This is a genomic window from Amycolatopsis lurida (assembly GCF_900105055.1).
GTDB lineage: Bacteria > Actinomycetota > Actinomycetes > Mycobacteriales > Pseudonocardiaceae > Amycolatopsis > Amycolatopsis lurida.
Genome location: NZ_FNTA01000004.1, coordinates 3,985,779 through 4,007,317, shown reverse-complemented (window position 1 = coordinate 4,007,317; position 21,539 = coordinate 3,985,779). Strand labels below are relative to the sequence as shown.

The window sequence follows — 21,539 nt, the reverse complement described above, 5'->3', positions numbered from 1 at the left end:
GGAGGCCCGCTGTGCCGGAGTTGCCTGATCTGACCGCTGTCGAACTGGTCGCGCAGTACCGGGCCGGGACGCTGTCGCCGGTCGAGGTCACCGAAGCCGTCCTCACGCGTATCGAGGCGCGCGAATCCGAGCTGCACGCGCTCTACGCGTACGACCCGAGCGGCGCACGCGAGGACGCGAAGGCATCCGAAAGCCGTTGGCACGCCGGGGAACCGCTCGGCCCGATCGACGGCGTTCCGCTGACGCTCAAGGAGAACATCGCGACTCGCGGCACCCCGGTCCCGCTCGGCACGGCCGCCTCCTCGCTGGCACCCGCGCCCGAAGACGCCCCGGCGGGCGCTCGCGTGCGCGAGTCCGGCGGGGTCCTGCTGGGCAAGACGACCATGCCGGACTACGGGATGCTGACGTCCGGGTTGTCGAGTTTCCATACCGCGTCGCGGAATCCGTGGGACACCACGCGTACGCCCGGCGGCTCCAGCGCCGGTGCCGGTTCGGCGGCCGCCGCCGGGTACGGCCCGCTGCACGTCGGCACCGACATCGGCGGCTCGATCCGGCTGCCCGCCGGCTGGTGCGGCCTGGTCGGGCTGAAGCCGAGTTTCGGCCGGGTACCGGTGGATCCGCCGTTCCTCGGCCGCGTCGCCGGGCCGATGACGCGGACCGTGGCCGACACCGCGTTGCTGATGAGCGTTCTGTCCGGTGTGGACGGTCGCGATCACCTCTCGCTGCCACCATCGTCTCTTGACTGGTCTTCCCTTGCGGCCGAGGTCAAGGGCCTGCGGATCGGGCTGCACCTCGATCCCGGTGTCGGGCTTCCGGTGCTGCCGGAGACGATCGCCGCCGTCACCGAAGCCGCGCGTGTCTTCGAGGCCGCGGGCGCCGTCGTGGAGCCGGTTTCGCCGTTCCTGCGCCGCGAAATGCTCGACGGCCTCGACACCTTCTGGCGCGTCCGCGCCTGGTCGGACATGGCGGCCCTGCCCGAAGACCGCCGCGCGAAGGTCCTGCCGTATATCGCCGACTGGGCCGCCGGCGGCGCCGACGTCAGCGGAGTCGACGCCTACCGCGGTTTCGCGCAGATCGACGCAATCGCCGTCGCGACCCTGCGCGCGACCGAACGCTTCGACGTCGTCCTGTCCCCGACCTGCCCGGTCTCGGCCCCGCCCGCCGAATGGCCCTCGCCGACCAACGACCCGCGCCGCCCGTTCGAGCACATCGCGTTCACCGTGCCGTACAACATGTCCGGCCAGCCCGCCGTCTCGATCAACTGCGGCTACACGAGCGACGACCAGCCCATCGGCCTCCAGATCAGCGGCCGCCGCTTCGCCGACCTCGACGTCCTTCGCGCCGCTGCCGCCTACGAAACCCTTCGGCCCACTCCACGCCCCTGGCCCTGACCATGAGTCAGTTGCTTTGCCGACCGGCATCAGAAAGATCAAAGCCCCGGTGACATGACCAACAGGTCAGGGGCCATCCGGGGCTATTCGTCGGTCAGCTTAGCAGAGGAGCTACGAGAGTGACCAGCGCTCGCGCGGGGGATTGGATCGAGGCCTGGTTGTCGAAGCCGAGGTTCGCGGTCTACTTGCAAGCGGCGAATCAGGACCGGGAGCAGGCCATGCGGTTGTACGAGTGGAACACGGCGCTATCCGCGGCGTTCCACCACGACCTGTGCCACCTGGAGGTGGCCCTGCGCAACGCCTACGACCGGGCATTGGGCCGCGCTGTCCCGGCAGGGAAGCCACACTGGGTCTTCCAAGCGACGACGCTCTTCCCGTCGCGGTGGCAGAAGGCGGCGAACGGTACGCGGTACGACGTCAACGAGACGAGCCGGAGGTTGCTGGCCGAGGCCATCAAGAACGCAACCCCGAAGGCCAAACGTCCCTGCGCCGCGAATGCGTCACCGTCGCCAGGAAAGGTGATCGCCGAGCTGAGTTTCGGCTTCTGGCGATATCTCTCCGCGAGACGTCACCACGACCCGCTGTGGATTCCTTACCTGCACCTGGCTTTTCGAGCCGGTGCCGATCGCCGTGACGTCGACAAGCACGTCGAGCGCTTGCACCGGCTTCGCAACCGAGTGGCTCACCATGAGCCCCTACTCGCCGTCGACCTGCAGGGGCACTGGAAGGACGTACAAGACCTCGCCGCGCTCATCTCTCCCCAAGTCGCCGCTTACATCGCGGCCAACAGCTCATGCGCGCGGCTGTTGGCCACCCGTCCCGCCTAGCCGCCGATCGCTTCGGCCAGCGCCAGGATCCGCCGCGCGTTGTCCACGTGCAGGTTCTCGATCATCCGCCCGTCCACGGTCACGACGCCCTGCCCGGCCGCCTGCGCCTCCTCGAACGCCGCGATGATCTTGCGCGAGCGCGTGATCTCCTCCTCGGACGGCGCGAAGATCCGGTTGCACGGCTCCAGTTGCGCCGGGTGGATCAGCGTCTTGCCGTCGAAGCCGAACTGACGTCCCTGAACGCATTCCGCTTCGAAGCCTTCGAGGTCCTTCACGTCGTTGTAGACGCCGTCGAGGATCGCCTTGCCGGTCGCCCGCGCGGCCAGCAGCGCGAGCGAAAGCCCGCCCAGCAGCGGCGCCCGGCCGGGGACGAACTCGGCGTGCAGTTCCTTCGCCAGGTCGTTCGTGCCCATGACCAGCACGGTCAGCCGTTCGGACGCCGAGGCGATCTCCTCGGCGTGCAGCATCGCGACCGGCGTCTCCACCATCGCCCAGATCTTCGTGTGGTCCGGCGCGCCGCCGAGCTCCAGTGCGCGCTCGATGTTGTGCACTTCGGCGGCGGAGTTCACCTTCGGCACCACGATCGCGGCCGGGCCCGCCTGCGCGGCGGCACGGAGATCGGCATCGTGCCATTCGGTGTCGAGGCCGTTGACGCGAATGGTCACTTCGCGTTTGCCGTACTCCTTCGACGACGCGGCCGCGCAAACGCGTTCACGTGCGGCTTCCTTCGCGTCGGGCGCGACGGCGTCTTCGAGGTCGAGGATGAGTCCGTCCGCGTCCAGCGTCTTGGCCTTTTCCAGCGCTCTTTCGTTCGCGCCGGGCATGTAGAGGACGGAACGCCGGGGGTTCATTCGGAAGCCTCCTTCGTGGCCGCGTCGTACGCGGCGGCGAGTTCAGGATCGTCGGCGGCGAGGGCGTCCGCGAGTTCGGCGACCACCCGGCACTGCTTCACCGAGGCGTCGTCCTGCATCTTCCCGTCGATCATCACCGCACCGGTGCCGTCACCCATGGCGGCGATCACGCGCCGCGCCCAGGCGACGTCCTCGGGCGAGGGCGAGAACACCTTCTTGGCGATGTCGATCTGCACCGGGTGCAGGCTCCAGGCGCCCACACAGCCGAGCAGGAACGCGTTGCGGAACTGGTCCTCGCAGGCCACGACATCGCGGATGTCGCCGAACGGCCCGTAGTACGGCAGGATCCCGTTCGCCGCGCAGGCGTCGACCATCCGCGCGACGGTGTAGTGCCACAGATCCTGCTGGTACGTCGTGCGTCCCTCGTTCAGGTCCTCACCGGTCGGGTCCGTGCGCACCAGGTAACCGGGGTGCCCGCCACCCACCCGGGTGGTCTTCATCCGGCGGCTGGCGGCGAGGTCGGCCGGGCCGAGCGAGATGCCCTGCATCCGGGGGCTCGCGCCCGCGATCTCCTCGACGTTCGCGACGCCGCTGGCGGTCTCCAGGATCGCGTGCACCAGCAGCGGTTTCGTGAGCCCGGCCCGCGCTTCGAGCTGCGCGAGCAGCCTGTCGACGTAGTGGATGTCCTGCGCGCCTTCGACCTTCGGCACCATGATCACGTCGAGTCTGTCGCCGATCTCGGTGACCAGCGTGATCAGATCGTCGAGCACCCACGGCGAGTCGAGGCTGTTGACGCGGGTCCACAGCTGCGTCTTGCCGAAGTCGGTCGACTTCGCGATGGAGACGAGCCCGTTCCGCGCGGCCTCCTTGCGGTCGGCGCGCACGGCGTCTTCGAGGTTCCCGAGCAGGACGTCGACCTTCTTGGCGATGTCCGGGACCTTGGCGGCCATCTTCTCGTTGCTGGGGTCGAAGAAGTGGATCATCCGCGAAGGAGGCACGGGGATCTGGCGGAGCGGTTCCGGCGCCCCCACCGCGAGCGGGGCGAAGAAATCCTTCGGCGAACGCATCGTTCCTCCATCGCAACGGGCCAAGTGACCGACGAGTAACCCTAAACCCGGAAGCCGGGGAACCGCTGCGGCGCAGCTCACCTCCAAGGGGACACGATCGGGAATCGCGGAGGATTCTGTGGACGACTGGGCCTTGCCGGGTTTCACCGAGATGGGGTCGCTGGGCGAAGGCGGATTCGGCCGGGTCGTGCTGGCCCGGCACGACGAATCCGCGCAGGTCGTGGCCATCAAATACCTGTACGCGAGGTTCGCCGCCGACCCTCGGCGCCTGGCCGAGTTCCGCCATGAGGCGCAGATCCTGAGCCGCGTTTCGGGGCCGCACATCGCCCGTCTGCACCAGTTCGTCGAGACCCCGCAAGGGGCCGCGATCATCATGGAAGCCGTTCACGGAATCTCTCTGAAAGAGATCCTCGGCCGCCAGGAGAAGCTCGAACCCGAAGCCGCGCTCGCCATCCTCAAGGGCTCGCTGCTCGGGCTCGCCGGCGCGCACGCCGCGGGCACCGTCCACCGCGACTACAAACCGGCCAACGTCCTGGTCACCCGGGAGGGGCAGAGCAAGCTCGTTGACTTCGGCATCGCCGTGCTCGCCGGGCAGGCCGGGGTCGCCGCGGGCACACCCGCGTACATGGCGCCGGAGCAGTGGGCGGGTGGCATCGCCACGCCCGCGACCGACGTCTACGCCGCGACCTGCGTGTTCTTCCAGTGCGTCGCCGGGCACCGGCCGTACGAGGCCGAACAGACCGAAGTGCTGCGCACGCTGCACGAATACGCCCCGATCCCGTTCGGCGAGGTCCCCGAACCGGTCCGCGACCTCATCGCGCGCGGCATGGCGAAGGACGCCGCCCAGCGGCCGTCGGGCGCGGCCGAGTTCGTCACCGAACTGGAGGCGTCCGCCAGGAAGGCGTACGGCGAGGACTGGGAGCGCAACGGCTGGCACTGGCTCGCCAAAGGCGCCGGTGCTCTGGTCGCCCTCTCCCCGCTGGCCCTGCTCGGCGCCGGCACGGCCGCGGCACCGGTCGTCGCGGGCGGAGCGGCGGCCACCGGCGGCGGGATCGCGATCGGGCTCAAGGTGACCGCCGCGATCGCGGCCGTCACCGCGGCCGCCGTCGGCACGGTCGTCGTGGTCAACGCCGACGGTGACGAAGCGCCGCCCCGGACGACGACCGTCGCCGCGATGAAGGTCGACCTCCTCACCCGCACCGAGAAACTCGACGGCTTCGACTACAACGGCAAGTACGTCCGGATCAGCGGTTTGCCGGACAAGGCCGCCGAAGAGCGGGTCAACAAGGCGCTGATGGCGCCGATCGACGGCTGGCTCGCGGGCGTCTGGCCCAACGGCTACCCGCCACAGCGCGAACCCGACGGCGACATCCCGCACATGAAGACCGAAGCCGAGATCCTGCGCCAGGACGACAAGCTGCTCACGGTCGTCTACAAACGCTCGATCGACTCCGTCCAGTTCGGCAACCACGGCGGCTTCAGCATCCGCCCGATCGTCATCGATCTGACGAAGGGCGAACAGATCCCCAACGCGCACCTCTTCGACAACGTCGACGGCACCGCCGACCGGATGCGCATGCTCGAAGACATGCTCTTCGACGCCGCGAGGCCGGGTGACTGCCTCGCCGACGCGCCGAGCGAACCCGAGCATCTGCCGGTCGGCGCGATGTCGGATCCGTGGTCCGTCACCGGCGACGCCGTGCTGCAGGCGGCACCGACCGCGAACGGGATGACGTTCTACGTCTACGGATCCGTGCTCGGCTACCCCCGGGTCTGCGATCCGACGCAGGTCACCGTCGAATACCGCCACCTCCTCCACCTGATGAGCCCAGCGGTCATGAACCTGCTCGGCGGCCCACAGGCGCAACGCACCAAAGAGGTCGACGTCGGCGCCTTCACCATCACCACCCCGGAAAAGTGGTCGCTGCTCTCCGGCGCCCCCATCGAGCGCAACCTGGTGACGGCCGACCAGTGCGCGGGCGGGATGCAGCCCGTCCAGTGCGCGAGCGTCGTCTTCAGCGACAACTCGCGGTCCGACCCGGCCACCCCGCCGTATGAACCGGGCAAGCCCTACAACCGCTCGACCGGTCCGCGTCCGTGTCACTCCATCGGCGCACCCGGGGAGACCCAGGGGGCGCCTACCCTCCAGCTGAAGGAACTTCGCCCGGTCGGGACGAAGCGGGCCGCCTACGAAGAGTGGCGGCTCACGTGTTCTGGCGGCGGTAGCGTCACCCAGCGGGTCTGGTTCCTGCCGAAAACGCAGCTCGTCATCGTCGACGAATGGAACACTCCAGGCCTCGACAAGATTCTGGAAGAGGCCCGATGGAACTGACCGACGAGTGGAGACTGCCCGGCTTCACCGAGCTGGAGCAGCTGGGCACGGGCACCTTCGGCCGCGTGGTGCTCGCACGCCAGGACAACACCGGACACGTCGTCGCGATCAAGTACCTCTTCTCCCGCTTCGCGGCGGACCCCGCGCATCTCGCCGCGTTCCGGCAGGAAGCGCTGGCGCTGCACCGGGTGTCGAGCCCGCACGTCGTGAAACTGCACGAGTTCTTCGAGACGCCGCAGGGCGCGGCGATCGTCATGGAGGCGATCAACGGCGTCTCCCTGCGCTCGGTGCTCCAGGCCGAAGGCGCTCTCGAACCCGAGGCCGCACTCGCGGTACTGAAGGGTTCGCTGCTCGGGCTGGCCGCGGCGCATTCCGCGGCTGTCGTCCACCGGGACTACAAACCGGCCAACGTCCTCGTCGCCGACACCGGCGAGAGCAAGCTGGTCGACTTCGGCACGGCCGTCCTGGCGGGGGAACGGGGCCCGTCCGTCGGCACGCCCGCGTACATGGCGCCTGAGCAGTGGTCGGGCGGACAGGCCACGCCCGCGACCGACGTCTACGCCGCGACCTGCGTGTTCTTCCAGTGCGTCGCCGGGCACCGGCCCTATCAGGCCGACGACACCGAAGTGCTCCGCACGCTGCACGAACACGCGCCCATCCCGTTCGGCGAAGTTCCCCAGCCGGTGCACGAGATCGTCGCGCTGGGGATGGCGAAGGATCCCTCGAAACGACCGGTCGACGCGCTCATGTTCGTCAGTGAACTGGAACGCGTCGCCCGCGCCGGTTACGGCGACGAATGGGAACGCAAGGGCTGGTCACGGCTCGCGAAGGCGGCGGGCGTGCTCGCCGCGGCGACGCCGTTGGTCCTGCTCAGCGCCGGTACGGCGGCCGCTCCCGGGGTCGCCGCCGCCGGGACGGGCGCGGTGGCCGCGTCGACCGGCGGGATCGCGGCCGGCCTGAAGGTCGCCATCGGTGTCGTCGCGGCGACGGCCGCCGTGGTCGGCTCGGTGGTCGTCTTCTCCGACGCGAGCACACCGCCGCCGCCGTCACCGCCGACCACGCAGCAGGCCGTCGCGCTCAAGGTCGCCATGAAGACCCGGTCCGGGACCGTGCCCGGCACGACCCTCCCCTACAGCGGGGACCACCCCGAGGTGACCGGGTCCACCGATCAAGCCTGGCTGAAGCGCGTCAACGACGCCCTGACGGCGCCGATCGACGAGTGGAACCGCAAGACCGGCCCGGGCGCGGCCAAGCTGGAGCCGGAACGCGGCCCGTACAAGCTCCTCACGAAGGCCGAAGTGCGCTCGCAGAACGAGCGGTACCTCTCGGTGCGCTACACGCACGACCTCGAGAACAAACCGCATTCGACCTGGGGGAATGGTCGTGCCGCGGTGACCATCGACCTGAAGGAGGGCAAGGCGCTCACGCCCGCCGAGCTGTTCGCCCCCGGAAAGTTCACCGACGACGGGCTGCGGACCCTCGCCGAACTGCTCTGGCCCGACAAGCAGCAGTGCGGTGCCCTCAGCAGCACCTTCCCGTACCAGCCCCTCAAGACGGCCGACCTCGCCGAAGAGCCGAAAGTGTGGCTCGCGTTCACCCCGTCGGCCGTCGAGGTCACCGTCGACCTCAACTTGCTCGGCTTCGCCACCGCCTGCGGAGTCCAGGACTACACGCTGCCGTACGACAAGCTGGCCGGTCTCCTGAACCCGGAGCTCGTCGAGGGCGTGACCGGTGGAAAGCCGCTGAAGGGAACTTCGTCCGCTCCGCCCGCCCCAGGATTCACCGACGTCTCGGCCGGCGCGCTCACTCTGCATCTGCCGCAGGACTGGTCCGTGGTGTCGCAGGGGCTGGAGAAAGTACTCGTCGCCCCCGGCTGCCCGGATCCCAAGAAGTACTTCAACTGCAAGTACGTCCTCCTCACGGACAACAGCCTGCAGTCCGCCGAGCAGCCGCCGTACCGGCCCGGTGAGTTCTACCGGCGCAGCGCGGGCGGCCGGGCCTGCAACGCCGCCGGGCGGAAGGACCTCCGCCAAGAGGGTGACGCCGTCCGCACGGTTTCCACCGTCGCACCGGTCAGCGGGGCTTCGGCGACCTACGAGGAGTGGACGATCCAGTGTGTTCCTCGTGGACAGACGGGCGGAAGCGGCGAGACACAGGTGACCCAGCGGATCTGGTTCGTTGCGGACAGGCAAATCGTGGTGATGGACGAATGGCGGACACCCGGCGTCGAAGAACTCCTGCGCACCGCGACGATCTCCTGACCTGACCTGCGAAGGTCCACAGTGGAATGAGTATTCGTTGGGCTGAATGGCCTAACGTCCCGCGTTGTCGTCCGTGACCGTTCGGAGACGCCGGGTAACACCATTTACCTCTCCCTCACTCGGTTGGCGGCACGTCGGACTGAAGTCCGATGACCGCCTACCGACCGGTCACCGATGACAAGGCGCCGCCGATCGCAGCCACTCCCGTTGTCCGGCGCCGTCGCCTCCCGGCACTGTTAGACAGTTCATGTGCCGCTTCCACCGAGGTGGCACGGGATGAAGAGCCCAGGGAAACCAGGTTCGAAGGAGGCGGAACGTGGCGGCTACACCGAACATGGAGAGCTCGACGGTCGCCGGTGGCGCGAAGCGCAGCCGGTCACTGCCGAGCCGGGTGGTGCCGCCGATCGAACTGCCCGCGAGCGTCGGGGAGCTTTCGCGCAAGGCGGCGGCCCTGCTCGGCTGGAACGGCATCGTCTTGCCGGAGACCACCGTGCTCGGCCGCAAGATCTGCGTGGTCGCCCGGCTCCGTACCGACGTGCACGCCGAGCGCATCGCGATGGGCATGGGTCCCGTCGTCGATCGCGCCACCGTCGACACCTGGACATGGCCAGAGCTGGCCGCGACCGCACCCGCGCCGGCCGCCGAGATCATCGGCGTCCTCGCGGTCGCCCGGCACTGGCGCACCGCGATGGCCTCCGCGGTTCCGTTCGCACGTTACGGCGAGGCCGCGATGGTTCTCCCATCGCCTGCCGTACTGACGGAAGACTACGTCGGCAACTGCCTGCCGCGTGCCCGCGCCTACGGGCTCGGCATCGTCACCGCCGACCCCAACGCGGTCACCGACCTCGACCTCGAAGGCCATGGCGAGCGCATGATCCTCGACGAGGACCCGGTCTCGCGCCTGGTCAACGAGATCGTCTACGACCAGCTGCTGCGCGACACTGAGCTCCCTGCCCAAGTGGACTGAACGCGCTACGGTCGGGTCCATGCGAGTAGTCATTGCGGGTGGACACGGACAGATCGCGCTGAAACTGGAGAAACTCCTCTCCGCACGCGGTGATCAGGCGGTCGGGATCGTGCGCAACCCCGATCACGTCGCCGATCTCCAGGCTGCCGGTGCCGAAGCGGTCGTCCTCGATCTGGAAAAGTCCGATGTGGACGCCGTCGCCAAGGTGCTCGACGGTGCCGACGCCGCCGTCTTCGCGGCGGGCGCCGGGCCGGGCAGCGGCACCGCCCGCAAGGACACTGTGGACAGAGCGGCCGCGGCACTGTTCGCGGCGGCCTCCGAGCGGGCGGGCGTCCGGCGGCACATCCAGGTCGGCTCCATGGGGGCGGACAAATGGGAGACCGCGGACGTCCCGGACGATTTCCGGATCTATCTCAAGGCCAAGAAAGCGGCCGAAGACGATCTGCGCGCCCGCGATCTCGACTGGACGATCCTCCGGCCGGGACAGCTCACCGACGACGAGGGCACCGGCAAGATCCTGATCGTCGAAGCCACCGGACGCGGGCCCATTCCCCGGCAGGACGTCGCCGCGATCCTCGTCGCGCTGCTCGACACCCCGTCGACGGCGGGCCGTGTCCTCGAAGCGATCTCGGGTGATACTGCTATCTCTCAGGCCTTTTCCGCTCTGTGAAATCGTAGTGTGTGGACGTAATCCGTCTTTTGACTGAACGGAGTAGGTCCTTGCGCGAGGACATCGCGGTCTTCAGTGGCAGCGCACATCCCGAGCTGGCCGAAGAGATCTGTGCCCATCTCGGCGTTCCCCTGCACCCCGTGAAGGTGCAGCGGTTCGCCAACGACTGTCTCGAAGTCCAGCTCGAAGCGAACTGCCGCGAGCGCGACGTCTTCCTGATCCAGCCACTGGTTCGGCCGGTGCAGGAGCATCTCGTCGAGCTGCTGCTGATGCTGGACGCCGCACGGGGCGCGTCGGCCAAGCGGATCACCGTCGTCATGCCGCACTACTCGTACGCCCGCTCGGACAAGAAGGACGCGCCGCGGATCTCGATCGGCGGCCGTCTGGTCGCCGACCTGATGGCGACCGCCGGCGCCGACCGGGTGCTCGCGATGACACTGCATTCGCCGCAGGTGCACGGCTTCTTCAGCGTGCCGGTCGATCACCTGCACGCGTTGCAGGAGCTGGCGAAGCACTTCCGCCAGTACGACCTCTCCGCGACCACCGTCGTTTCGCCGGACCTCGGCAACGCCAAGGAGGCCGCGCATTTCGCCCGGCTGCTCGGCGTTCAGGTCGCCGCCGGCGCGAAGCAGCGCTTCGCCGACGACAGGGTCGAGATCAGCTCGGTGATCGGTGAGATCACCGGCCGCGACGTGATCGTCCTCGACGATGAGATCGCCAAGGGCAGCACGGTGATCGAGCTGTTGACCAAGCTGCGCGAGCTGAAACCGCGGTCGATCCGCGTCGCCTGCACGCACGGCCTCTTTTCCAGCGGCGCGCTCGAGCGGATCGGCAGCCAGCCGGATGTGCTGGAGGTCGTCTGCACGAACACGGTGCCGATCCCGCCGGAGGAGCAGAGCCCGAAGCTGCGGGTCCTGTCCATCGCGCCCGCGCTGGCGGAGGCGATGCGCCGGATCCACAACGGCGAGTCGGTCAGCGCCTTGTTCGAAACGGCTTAAGCGGTGCCGAGGACTCGGTCGAGGTAGGTGTTCGTGAAGACCCCGGCCGGGTCCACCTCCTTGCGGACGCGCAGGAAGTCGTCGAACCGCGGGTACCGCGAGCGCAGCGTCGCGGCGTCGAGGTCGTGCATCTTGCCCCAATGCGGGCGGCCGCCGACCTCGCCGACGATCGACGCGAATCCGGCGAAGTACTCGCGGTAGGGCATGCCGACGAACTGGTGGATCGCGATGTAGGCGGAGTCGCGGCCGTTCGCGGTCGAAAGCCAGATGTCGTCCGCGGCGGCGACCCGCACCTCGACCGGGAACGCGACCGGGTTCTCCAGCTTCGGGACGAACGCGCGGAGTTCGGAGAAGACGTCGTGCAGTGCTTCGCGGGGGATCGCGAACTCCGACTCGACGAACCGCACACCGCGATGAGTGACGAAAACGCGATGCGACGTGTCGCTGTACTCGCGGGCGGAGAGGATGTTCGAGGCGAACCGGCCGAGCGGCTGGACAAGCTTCGGCACCGCGCGGCCGAGACGGCACAGCCCGCCGAACGCGATGTTCTCCGTGACCTCGTAGTCGACGAATTCCTTCAGCTTGGTCAGCGGACGGCGTTCGCTGCCTGCCGGAAGCCGGTTGTTGCGTTTGACCAGGGCGTTCTTGCCGTAGGGGAACCAATAGAACTCGAAGTGGTCGTTCTCGTCGGCGAACTGGTCGAAACCTTCGAGGACCTGTTCGAGTGGTTCCGGTCGCTCCTGGGCGGAGAGCAGGAACGAAGGTTCACACTGCAGGGTGACCGTGCTGATGACACCGAGCGCGCCGAGCCCGACCCTCGCCGCCGCGAAGAGATCGGGGCGTTCGTCCGCCGAACAGGTGACCACGGTGCCGTCGGCGAGCACGAGTTCGAGTGCGGCGATCTGGGTGGCGAGCCCGCCGAGCCGGGCGCCGGTGCCGTGGGTGCCGGTGGAGATCGCGCCCGCGACGGTCTGCGCGTCGATGTCGCCGAGGTTGGTCATCGCCAGGCCCAGCGCGTCGAGTTCGGCGTTGAGCTGCTTGAGCGTGGTGCCCGAGCGGACCGTGACCAGGCCTTTCGCGACGTCGGCCGACGCGATCCCGGTCCAGCCGGTCAGGTCCATGGCGTCGGAATCCGCCGCGGCGATCGCCGTGAAGGAGTGGCCGCTGCCCAGCGGGCGCAGGCGCCTTCCGTCCGCGGCGGACCGGCCGATCGCTTCGGCGATCGCGGCCGTGTCCCGCGGCCGATGCACGCGCAGCGGCGAGGCCGTCGCGGTGCCTGCCCAGTTGCTCCACCGTGTCATGCGCCCACCTATTCCGAGAGGCTGTGAGTGCCGAAACAGTAAGTGAATAGTATTCGCGTTTCAAGCCCTTCTGTCGTACCTTAGTTCGGGTGACCAGTGCGACGGTGTACGACTTGGCGACGAAGGACCTGGATCCTCCGTTCGCGGTTGTCGACTTGGATGCGTTCGATGCGAACGGCGCCGACCTGCTACGGCGGGCGAACGGCAAACCGATCCGCGTGGTCAGCAAATCCGTGCGCTGCCGCTATCTGCTCGAACGGGTCCTCGCGCGGCCCGGTTTCGAAGGCCTCATGTGCTACTCGCTCGCCGAAGCCGTCTGGCATGTCGAGCAGGGGACGTCCGAGGACATCGTGGTGGCGTACCCGACCGCCGATCACGGCGCGCTGCGCCGGCTGGCGGCGAACGACCGGGCGCGGGCGGCGATCTCGATCATGGTCGACTCGCCCGAACATCTCGACCTGGTCGACGCCGCGCTGGGGCAGGGGCATCCCGAAATCCGCGTCTGCCTGGAGCTCGACGCTTCGTGGCGGCCGCTGCCAGGGGTGCACGTCGGCACCCGGCGCTCGCCGGTGTTCAGCCCGCGACAGGCCGCGGACCTGGCACGGACCATCTTGTCCCGCAAGGGTTTCCGGCTCGTCGGGATGATGGCGTACGAAGGTCAGATCGCCGGGCTCGGCGATGCGGCCGGTGGCGGCGTCAAGAACTCGGTCGTCGGCTGGATGCAGCGGAAGTCCATTGTGGAAATCGCGAAACGCCGCGCGGCCGCGGTCCGCGCGGTGCGGGCCTTGGCAGACCTGGAGTTCGTCAACGGCGGTGGCAGCGGCAGCGTCGAATCGACCGGCGCCGAAGCGGCCGTCACCGAAATCGCGGCGGGCTCGGGCCTGATCGGGCCGACGCTCTTCGACGGCTACGCGCACTTCTCGCCGCGCCCGGCCGCGATGTTCGCGCTGCCCGTCGTCCGCCGCCCGGCACCGAAGGTCGCGACACTGTTCTCCGGCGGCTACATCGCTTCGGGCCCCGCCGAGTCTTCGCGACTCCCGACGCCCTACCTGCCCGAAGGCCTCTCGCTGCTCGGGTTCGAGGGCGCCGGCGAAGTCCAGACCCCCGTTTCCGGCGAAGCCGCCCGGCACCTGCGGCTCGGCGACCGCGTCTGGCTGCGCCACGCGAAGGCGGGCGAACTCGCCGAACGCTTCACGCACTACCACGTCGTCGTCGGCGACCGCGTCGACCGGACCGTCCCCACCTACCGAGGCGAATCCCAAAATTTCGGCTGACCCGCGCGACCCCACCCCCCACCCATCCCTGGGGGGCGCGCCCCGCACCAGCGTATCGGGAGGGGGTGTCGGGGATGGCGGTTCCGAGGAGTGAGGGGCGAGGTTGTCCACAACTGTGGGTGGGTGTGGACAGCTTGTGTGGATAACTGAATAAGGCCAGGTCAGAGGCTGTGTCGACGGGGTTCCTGGGGGTTGTGTGACTGGTGGGGCTGGGGATCCGGGCATCGGTGGACACGAATGGAGCAAAGGGGGATCCACCGGTGACGCGAAGGCCCCCTTGCGGACGTCGAGCGTCTCAAAGGGGGCCTTCGTGGCGTCCAGGCAGACCTTCGTGAGTCCACAGTGGACTGACGTGGGCTGAAGGCGTCCTTCGCCGCATCGGACGCGGGGAAAGCGTCCTTCAGCACTTAGGCGAACGCCAGCGAGCGCCAGCGAGCGCCAGTGAGCCCCGGCAAGAGCCCGGCGAGCCCGCCGAAAGACCCTCAGGCCTCGCCGAACTTGCTCGCCAAGTACCCCTTCACCACCGACTTCGCCTCCGCCACGATCCGCTCGTCCCCTCGCGGGTCCCGGCGGAAGGCCAGCTTCAGCAGGGCGTCCGCAGTCTCGTTCGCGATCGTCAGCGCGAACCGGATGTCGTCGGGCGGTGACTGGATTCGCGCTGAAAGCACGTCGGTGAGCGCGTCGACGATGACGGCGTTGTTGTCGCGGGTCTCGTCCAGGAGCTGCCGGTCCACGACGTCACCGAAGTGGACCTTCGAAAAGCCGGGTACCTCGCGGTGCATCGCGAGGTAGATGTCGAGGATCGAGTCCACGACGTCCCACCAGTGTTCGGGCGCGAGCTCGTTCAGTGTTTCCGACACCGAAGCGACGAACCGTTCGAGGTTCCGTTGCGTCAGCGCCTGCACCACGGCCCGCTTGTCGGGGAAGAACTGGTACAGCGAACCGACGGCCACGCCGGCGCGCTTCGCGATCAGCGTGGTCGTCAATGCGTCGTAACCGAGTTCGTCGATCAGCTGGGCGCTGGCGTCGAGCATCTGCTCCACCCGCTTGGCGCTGCGCTGCTGGACGGGCTGCCGCCGGAGCGGAGTGGTCTCCGCTTGCGGTTTCGCGGCCTGGATGTCGGACACTCGGGCTCCTCCTTCGCTGATCTGCGACTTTATCGTGCCGACAGGGTTCCCCCCGGTCGAGTGAAGGCATAGTATCTGAGAACTTTTCATGTTCGGCCGAGTCTGAAGAGGAAAGGTGTGCCGCCGGTGGAGAATCCGACCTTCCCGTCCGAATTCCTGTGGGGTGTTTCGACCTCCGCCTTCCAGATCGAGGGGGCGACCGGGGAAGGCGGCCGAGGACAGTCCATTTGGGACACTTTCACCGAAACGGAGGGAAAGATCGCGCGGGCTGAGCACGCCAAAGTAGCCGCCGATCACTTCCACCGCTACTCCGAGGACATCGCGCTGATGGCCGAACTCGGCGTCGGCGCCTACCGGATGTCCTTCGCCTGGCCCAGGATCCAGCCCGGCGGCAGCGGCAAGCCCAACGCCGAAGGCCTTGCCTTCTATGACAAATTGCTCGACGAAGTCTGCGCCGCCGGCATCGCCCCCACCGGGACGCTCTTCCACTGGGACCTCCCGCAGGCGCTCGAAGACAAGGGTGGCTGGCTCTCCCGTGATACCGCCGAACGCTTCGGCGAGTACGCCGCCATCGTGGGCGAACGGTTCTCCGATCGGGTGAAAATGTGGATCCCGCTCAACGAGCCCATGGTCATGTCGATCTTCGGCTACGCGATCGGCGAATACGCGCCCGGCAAGACGCTCCTGCTCGACGCCTTGCCCACCGCGCACTACCAGAATCTCGCGCACGGTCTCGCCGTCCAGGCCCTCCGAGCCGCCGGTGCCCGCAGCGTCGGCACGGCCAACAACCATTCGCCGATCTGGCCCGCCTCCGATTCGCCGGAGGACAAGGCCGCGGGCGAATGGATCGACGCCCTCATCAATCGCACCTACGCGGATCCGGTGCTCCTCGGCCGATATCCCGAACAAGTCGTCGAGCATCTGCCCGAGGGCTTCGCCGACGATCTGCCCACCATCGCGCAGCCGATCGACTTCTACGGGGTGAACTACTACGAGCCGCAGGGCGTCGCCGCGCCCGGCGAAGGCAACCCGCTGCCCTTCGAGCTTCGCGCGATCGAGGGATATCCCATGACCACCAACGATTCCCCGATCGTCCCGCACGGGCTGCGCGATCTGCTCGTCGGTTTCCACGAGCGCTACCGCGAGCACCTCCCGCCCGTCTACATCACCGAAAACGGGTGCAGTTTCGACGACGTCGTCGCCGAAGACGGGCACGTCCACGACCAGGAGCGCATCGACTTCCTCGACAGCCACCTCGTCGCGGTGCGCGAGGCGATGGACGCCGGCGTCGACATCCGCGGGTATTTCGTCTGGTCGCTGATGGACAACTTCGAATGGTCGAAGGGCTACCAGCCGCGTTTCGGCCTGGTGCACATCGACTACGAGACGCTGAAGCGCACGCCGAAGGATTCCTTCGGCTGGTACCGGGACCTGATCCGCCATGAGTGAGGTCCGGGAGCTGCCCGAGGCGCTCGCCGAACCGGTCGCCAGGGTCCGCCCGGGCTGGATGAGCCTGCTGTTCTTCGCGAACATCGCGCTTTGGCTCGGGGTCTACGCACCCATCCAGGTCCTCCTGCCGAAACAGGCCGAGCTGCTGGACGCCGCCAACAAGGAGGCGGTGTTCAGCCTGGTCACCGGGATCGGCGCGGTCGTCGCGCTGATCGCCAACCCGGCCGTCGGCCTGCTGTCGGACCGTACCTGTTCGGCCCGCGGCCGCCGTCATCCGTGGACGGCGGCCGGGGCGGCGGTCGCCGCGGCCGGGCTGCTCGTCCTCGCGTTCGCGCCGAACGTCGCGATCATGGTGCTCGGCTGGTGCCTGGTCCAGGCGGGGCTGAACGGGATGCTCGCGATGCTGGTTTCGGCCATCGCGGACCGGGTGCCCGTGCCGCAGCGCGCGCAGGTCGGCGGGCTCGTCGGCATCGCCCAGATGCTCGGGACCGTGCTCGGTGCGGTGGTGGTCGTGGTGCTGCTCGACCTCGCCGGTCTCCCGCTGGGATACGCGGCGTGCGCGGCCATCGTGCTGGCGGGCGCGGCGGCGTTCGTCCTGCGCACGCCGGACGCGCGGCTGCCGGTCGCGTACCGGCCGTCCGCCCGGACCCGTGACGTGCTCGCGAACCTGTGGATCTCCCCGCGCAGACATCCGGACTTCGCCTGGGCGTGGGGCTGTCACTTCATGATCGGGCTCGGCAACGCCTTCGGGACGCTCTATCTGCTGTTCTTCCTGAAGGACGCGGTGCACCACGAAGATCCGGACACCGGCCTGCTGATCATGATGGGGCTGTACGGCGCCGCGCTCGTCGTCGGCGCGCTCGTCGCCGGGCATTTCTCCGACAAATCGGGACGCCGCAAGCCGTACGTCCTCGCGGCGGCCGCGGTGATGGCGATCGCGGCGTCGCTGCTCGTCGTCTGGCAGAACTGGACGGCCGCGCTCGCGGCGTCACCGTTGCTGGGTATCGGTTTCGGCGCGTACATGGCCGTCGCGCTGGCGATGCTCACCCAGGTGCTGCCCGCCGCGCAGGACCGGGCGAAGGATCTCGGGGTCATCAACATCGCGAACTCGCTGCCGCAGGTGGTGGCGCCGATGCTGACCGCGCCGATTTTGGCCTACCTGGGCGGATATCCGAGCCTCTTCGCGGCTTCGGCGCTGTCCACCGTCATCGCCGCGGTACTGGTCACGCGGGTGAAGGGCGTCGGCTGAGCCTTTGGAGACCGCGGACCGGTGCCGGTCGGGGGAGGGGAGTGCAACGGCACCGGCCCGCGGGGTTCGGGGGATGGCAGCGCGCTCCAGGGCAGGTATCGCGCTGCGTTTGTGATCATCAACCTAGCGACCGATTAGTGGCTCCGCTAGGTGTTCTGCCGATAATTTTCGATTAATCGCGGTGGGGACCGGAGTGATTACCGAGAGCGGCTCGTGACGTTCGGGGGTACGCGCGAACCGCCGCCGGCGAAGGCGAGATCGTGGCGTGGTTGCCGAGGGGGCGCTCGGACCGCCGTTCACTCGCCGGTCTTTCAAGCTGTGATGGCGGGACGACGCGGGTTGACCAGCGCGTGCCTGCCGGTGGTTTCGGCCGCGCTCACCCTGCTCTGCCCGGGGACGCGACGGCGGCTTTCGCGCCGGTGGTCCTGGGTGGCGGCGGTCTGCTGGGGGGCGAGGCCACCGGCGACCAGGTGCTCGTGCGCGACCTGCCATACCGAGCAGGGGGCCTTGCACCTGTGCCACCGGGTCGAGCACGTGGGGCAATCCCCGCGCTCGTCGGGCTCGTGAGCCTGGAGCATCGCGCGCCAGCCTTCGGTCAGGCGGGGGAGCTCCGAGCGGGCGACCGAGACGAGCGACTGCGCGTCGGCCCGGGTCGCGAGATCGGAGAGCATGTCGAGGCGTTCCCAAACCGCGTTGCGGAGAACTTGCCCTAGGACCTGATCCACGGAGAACTCACCGTTACCTTTCCGCCATCTTGGCGGCTTCGTTGAGCGCTGCCCTGAGCTGGCCGAGCTGGCCGGACGTCAGGCGCGCGGTCTCTCCCGGCGGCGAGACGAGAACCACCTGGTTGTCTTCGACGAACACGGTGACGGCGCGTTCACGGCTGATGAGATCGCCGCACTGCACCCGCCAGACCAGCTGTCCGCCTTCGTAACGGCGCACACTCGCGGTACGAGGGTCGACCGGGGCGGAAGGGGAGACCGGACGGTTGGCGCCGGGGGCGACGGCGACCGCCTGCTGACCGGCGGGGCCGGCCGCACGCAGGTGGCGCGTGGCCATACCGGGCCGTCCCGCGGTGATGGAGCCTGTTGCGATCGAGTCCACGAACTCCACTGGCTCTTCTCCGCTCTCTCGTTCCACGTCGTCTTCGTTTCCGCGTGTCCGCACCTTTAGGGGGTTCGGAGACTTGGTAGCTCTCTGTGATCGCTGCCGGTGGCCGGTCGGTCACGGAGATCTGACAACTACAGTGATGTGAAACCGAGTGCGATAGAAGGTCGAACCGCCGTCATAGCGGTGACCGGACGAGGTTTCACGGTAAGCGGTCAAACGACTTCTGCCGGGCCGATCACGACGGGCGATCCGGTGTTTCGCACGGTTGAATAGGTGTGCCTACGCTGTTTCTCGACCCCAACGGAACTGTGAGGGGGCGCAATGGACGCCAGTATCGGTGGCGGCGCTGTCGCCGGCTCGGACGCTGCAAGCGGTTCGGGTCGCCAGAGTCACCCCGTGCCGCCGGATGCCTGGGAGCAGCCGGAGATGCGAGCCGCACTGGCCACACGGGAGATCTCGTCGGTGTACCGGCTGTTGCGCAAGCACGGTGTTTCGCAGCGTCAGATCGCCGCGATGACCGGCCAGTCGCAGTCCGAGGTGTCCGAGATCCTCAAGGGTCGCCAGGTGATGGCGTACGACGTGCTCACCCGCATCGCTGACGGCCTTGGTGTCCCCCGGGGATACATGGGTCTCGCCTATGACGAGGCGACAGCGATAAAGGTCGTCGGCGCTGCCGACGGCCAGCAGGCGGAGGAGGACGAGTCCGTGAAGCGACGGAGGTTCCTCGCGCACGCCGCCCAGGTCACGATGGGCGCGGCGGTGTTCGGTCCGGAATCGGGTACGTGGTCGGCGGGACCCGCGAAGACGCCCGCCCCCGGGCGGATCGGCATGACCGACGTCCGCCAGGTGGAAGCCGCGACCAGAGCGCTCCGATCCCTCGACTACCAGTACGGCGGCGGTTTCTGCCGCGACGCCGTGGTCGCCCAGCTGTCCTGGGGACAGCAGATGCTCGAGTCCAACGGCACCGAGATGGTCAAGAGCAGGCTGTACGTCGCGCTCGCCGACCTGCACAGCCTGGCCGGCTGGACCTCCTTCGACACCGGCCTCATGGATTCCGCCCGCGGTCACTTCGCGAACGCGCTGGACCTGGCCAAACAGGGCGACAGTCATCCGCTGGTGGCCAACGTGCTGTACCGGATGGGCCGGGTCTACCTGCACAACGACGCCCCCAACGACGCGTTGAAACTGTTCCAGCTCGGCCAGATCGCCGCCCAGGAATCGGGCTCGGAGCTGGCGGTCGCCGTGCTCTGCGCCAACGAGGCCTGGGCCTACGCGATGATGGGCAACGAGGAGCAGGCCACGAAGCTGCTCGGCCGGAGCAAGGACGAGTTCGCCCGCGCCGATCTGGCCGAGGCCGAGTCCTGGGTCAAGTTCTTCACCGAGACCGACGTCTACGCCATGATCGGCACGGTCCACACCGTGCTCGCCGAGAAGAACGCCGAGCACACCAAGTACGCCATCCCGGCGCTCACCAAGGCCGTCGAGTCCTACACCGACGACATGGCCCGCAGCAAGACGTTCATGCTCAGCGCGCTGGCCACGAATCACCTGCTCGAAGGCGACCTCGATCATGGCGCCAAGGTGGGTTCGAAGGCCATCGACTGCGCCGAGGGCATCAAGTCGGAGCGGGTGAAGGACCGGATGCGGCCCTTACAGGTCGAGGCGGAACGCCGCCGGAACAACGCGGACGCCCGTGACCTCGCCGACCGCCTCAACTCCTTCTACGCAGCCTGAGCCGATCGGTCCGGGCGGCCGGTTCACGCCCGCCATCCTGCGCGACGCCCTCGGGCGGACGTGCGATCTGCTGGGTGTGGACCCCGAAGGCGCCCGCCTGCTGAGGTTCACCAACAACGCCGTCTACGAGCTGGCGAGCGCGCCGTTCGTCGTCCGGATCGTCGGATCGACCCAGCTGCGGCACCGCGTCGGCACGGTCGTGCGGGTCGCGCGGCATTTCGAACGGCACGACGTGCCCGCCATCCGCCTCGTTCCCGGCTTCGACCAGCCGTTGCCGGTCGGCGAACATCTCGTGACGGTCTGGTGGAAGGTGCCGGGGACCGGCCGGAAGGCCAAGGCGGCCGATCTCGCCGCGTTGCTGCGCCGGGTCCACGCGCTCGAACCGCCGGAGGGGCTCGCCGAATGGGCGCCGTTCGCCGCGATCCGCGCCCGGGTTTCGGACGCGGAGGAGCTGGACGACGGCGATCGGCGGTTCCTGCTGGAACGCTGTGCCGAGGTCGAAGCCGCGCTCGCGAACCTCGACTTCCCCTTGCCCCGTGGCCTCGTCCACGGGGACGCGCACACCGGGAATGTGATCCCGGGACCGGACGGGCCGGTGCTGTGCGATTTCGATTCGTCCTGTGTCGGGCCGCCGGAATGGGATCTGACGCCGCTCGCCGTCGGCCGTGAACGGTTCGGTGATCCACCCGCCCGCTATCGGGTGTTCGCGCTGCGATACGGATTCGACGTGACCACTTGGTCCGGGTTCTCGGTACTGCGCGCCATCCGTGAACTGAAGCTCACGACGAGTGTTCTCCCGATTCTCCGCAGCCATCCCAGCGTGCGGGATGAACTGCGGAAACGGTTGAACGATCTCCGGCACGGACGCACGGGGGCACGCTGGAACCGGTATCGGTGACGCACCCGGGAAAGGCATCTGCACGTGCATTCG

At 68.5% G+C, this 21,539-nt stretch carries 18 protein-coding genes; 12 read left to right on the top strand and 6 right to left on the bottom strand.

The features are described from left to right. Positions 1–11: 11 nt before the first annotated feature. Together BLW75_RS24095 and BLW75_RS24090 are read left to right on the top strand one after the other, a co-directional pair. Positions 12–1,391 carry an amidase gene (locus tag BLW75_RS24095; protein ID WP_034324274.1) on the top strand — a complete coding sequence of 460 codons (1,380 nt, stop codon included), beginning with the start codon at positions 12–14 and terminating at the stop codon, positions 1,389–1,391. Positions 1,392–1,510: 119 nt separating this feature from the next. Then, positions 1,511–2,218, top strand: coding sequence for an Abi family protein (locus BLW75_RS24090; protein WP_034324276.1), 708 nt, complete (start codon positions 1,511–1,513; stop codon positions 2,216–2,218). On the opposite strand, the gene BLW75_RS24085 is transcribed toward BLW75_RS24090, so the two are convergent. Further along, a complete protein-coding gene (locus BLW75_RS24085) occupies positions 2,215–3,069 on the bottom strand; it encodes an HpcH/HpaI aldolase/citrate lyase family protein (protein ID WP_034324279.1) in 855 nt (284 codons plus the stop codon). The two genes, BLW75_RS24090 and BLW75_RS24085, sit on opposite strands and share 4 nt — an antisense overlap. Then, entirely contained in the window at positions 3,066–4,136 is a 1,071-nt protein-coding gene (locus BLW75_RS24080; protein ID WP_034324281.1) for an HpcH/HpaI aldolase/citrate lyase family protein, read from the bottom strand. Before BLW75_RS24080 ends, BLW75_RS24085 begins: the two co-directional genes overlap by 4 nt. Before the next feature lie 118 nt (positions 4,137–4,254). Here BLW75_RS24080 and BLW75_RS24075 point away from each other — a divergent pair, with 118 nt between their 5' ends. From BLW75_RS24075 to BLW75_RS24055, 5 genes are all read left to right on the top strand, one after another. Further along, positions 4,255–6,468, top strand: a complete 2,214-nt coding sequence (locus BLW75_RS24075) for a serine/threonine-protein kinase (RefSeq protein ID WP_034324283.1) — start codon at positions 4,255–4,257, stop codon at positions 6,466–6,468. Further along, complete coding sequence (locus tag BLW75_RS24070) at positions 6,459–8,729, top strand: serine/threonine-protein kinase (protein ID WP_091598241.1); 2,271 nt, start codon at positions 6,459–6,461, stop codon at positions 8,727–8,729. The genes BLW75_RS24075 and BLW75_RS24070 overlap by 10 nt, the downstream gene beginning before the upstream one ends. Before the next feature lie 316 nt (positions 8,730–9,045). After that, on the top strand, positions 9,046–9,696 hold the full coding sequence (locus tag BLW75_RS24065; protein ID WP_034309347.1) for a hypothetical protein: 651 nt from the start codon (positions 9,046–9,048) through the stop codon (positions 9,694–9,696). Between the two features lie 19 nt (positions 9,697–9,715). Next, positions 9,716–10,366, top strand: coding sequence for an NAD(P)H-binding protein (locus BLW75_RS24060; RefSeq protein WP_034309350.1), 651 nt, complete (start codon positions 9,716–9,718; stop codon positions 10,364–10,366). A gap of 50 nt (positions 10,367–10,416) precedes the next feature. After that, positions 10,417–11,364: a ribose-phosphate diphosphokinase gene (locus BLW75_RS24055; RefSeq protein WP_034309354.1), complete on the top strand. Its 948-nt coding sequence runs from the start codon at positions 10,417–10,419 to the stop codon at positions 11,362–11,364. Here BLW75_RS24055 and BLW75_RS24050 read toward each other — a convergent pair. Continuing rightward, on the bottom strand, positions 11,361–12,665 hold the full coding sequence (locus BLW75_RS24050) for a D-arabinono-1,4-lactone oxidase (RefSeq protein WP_034309357.1): 1,305 nt from the start codon (positions 12,663–12,665) through the stop codon (positions 11,361–11,363). The genes BLW75_RS24055 and BLW75_RS24050 overlap by 4 nt on opposite strands. 89 nt (positions 12,666–12,754) lie before the next feature. On the opposite strand from BLW75_RS24050, the gene BLW75_RS24045 reads away from it, so the two are divergent. Further along, entirely contained in the window at positions 12,755–13,939 is a 1,185-nt protein-coding gene (locus BLW75_RS24045) for an amino acid deaminase/aldolase (RefSeq protein ID WP_034309359.1), read from the top strand. 482 nt (positions 13,940–14,421) lie between these two features. On the opposite strand, the gene BLW75_RS24040 is transcribed toward BLW75_RS24045, so the two are convergent. Beyond that, on the bottom strand, positions 14,422–15,066 hold the full coding sequence (locus BLW75_RS24040; RefSeq protein ID WP_016330531.1) for a TetR/AcrR family transcriptional regulator: 645 nt from the start codon (positions 15,064–15,066) through the stop codon (positions 14,422–14,424). A 126-nt stretch (positions 15,067–15,192) separates the two neighbouring features. Between BLW75_RS24040 and BLW75_RS24035 the strand changes: the two genes are divergently transcribed. Then, the gene (locus BLW75_RS24035) at positions 15,193–16,515 is read left to right on the top strand and encodes a GH1 family beta-glucosidase (RefSeq protein WP_034309863.1); all 1,323 of its coding nucleotides are present in this window, start codon (positions 15,193–15,195) and stop codon (positions 16,513–16,515) included. Beyond that, positions 16,508–17,764: an MFS transporter gene (locus tag BLW75_RS24030; RefSeq protein ID WP_034309361.1), complete on the top strand. Its 1,257-nt coding sequence runs from the start codon at positions 16,508–16,510 to the stop codon at positions 17,762–17,764. The genes BLW75_RS24035 and BLW75_RS24030 overlap by 8 nt, the downstream gene beginning before the upstream one ends. 311 nt (positions 17,765–18,075) lie before the next feature. On the opposite strand, the gene BLW75_RS24025 is transcribed toward BLW75_RS24030, so the two are convergent. After that, complete coding sequence (locus BLW75_RS24025; protein ID WP_034309363.1) at positions 18,076–18,489, bottom strand: hypothetical protein; 414 nt, start codon at positions 18,487–18,489, stop codon at positions 18,076–18,078. A 13-nt stretch (positions 18,490–18,502) separates the two neighbouring features. Continuing rightward, positions 18,503–18,877, bottom strand: a complete 375-nt coding sequence (locus tag BLW75_RS24020; RefSeq protein WP_034309365.1) for a hypothetical protein — start codon at positions 18,875–18,877, stop codon at positions 18,503–18,505. 318 nt (positions 18,878–19,195) lie between these two features. Between BLW75_RS24020 and BLW75_RS24015 the strand changes: the two genes are divergently transcribed. Both BLW75_RS24015 and BLW75_RS24010 read left to right on the top strand, forming a co-directional pair. After that, a complete protein-coding gene (locus BLW75_RS24015; RefSeq protein WP_034309368.1) occupies positions 19,196–20,608 on the top strand; it encodes a helix-turn-helix transcriptional regulator in 1,413 nt (470 codons plus the stop codon). After that, a complete protein-coding gene (locus tag BLW75_RS24010; RefSeq protein ID WP_395766714.1) occupies positions 20,568–21,506 on the top strand; it encodes an aminoglycoside phosphotransferase family protein in 939 nt (312 codons plus the stop codon). The genes BLW75_RS24015 and BLW75_RS24010 overlap by 41 nt, the downstream gene beginning before the upstream one ends. Positions 21,507–21,539: the final 33 nt, after the last annotated feature.

Bases quoted from the DNA above. Each gene is read 5' to 3' on its own strand.
- BLW75_RS24060 (WP_034309350.1), top strand. From the start codon at position 9,716: ATGCGAGTAGTCATTGCGGGTGGACACGGACAGATCGCGCTGAAACTG.
- BLW75_RS24080 (WP_034324281.1), bottom strand. From the start codon at position 4,136: ATGCGTTCGCCGAAGGATTTCTTCGCCCCGCTCGCGGTGGGGGCGCCG.
- BLW75_RS24050 (WP_034309357.1), bottom strand. From the start codon at position 12,665: ATGACACGGTGGAGCAACTGGGCAGGCACCGCGACGGCCTCGCCGCTG.
- BLW75_RS24085 (WP_034324279.1), bottom strand. From the start codon at position 3,069: ATGAACCCCCGGCGTTCCGTCCTCTACATGCCCGGCGCGAACGAAAGA.
- BLW75_RS24030 (WP_034309361.1), top strand. From the start codon at position 16,508: ATGAGTGAGGTCCGGGAGCTGCCCGAGGCGCTCGCCGAACCGGTCGCC.
- BLW75_RS24070 (WP_091598241.1), top strand. From the start codon at position 6,459: ATGGAACTGACCGACGAGTGGAGACTGCCCGGCTTCACCGAGCTGGAG.
- BLW75_RS24015 (WP_034309368.1), top strand. From the start codon at position 19,196: ATGGACGCCAGTATCGGTGGCGGCGCTGTCGCCGGCTCGGACGCTGCA.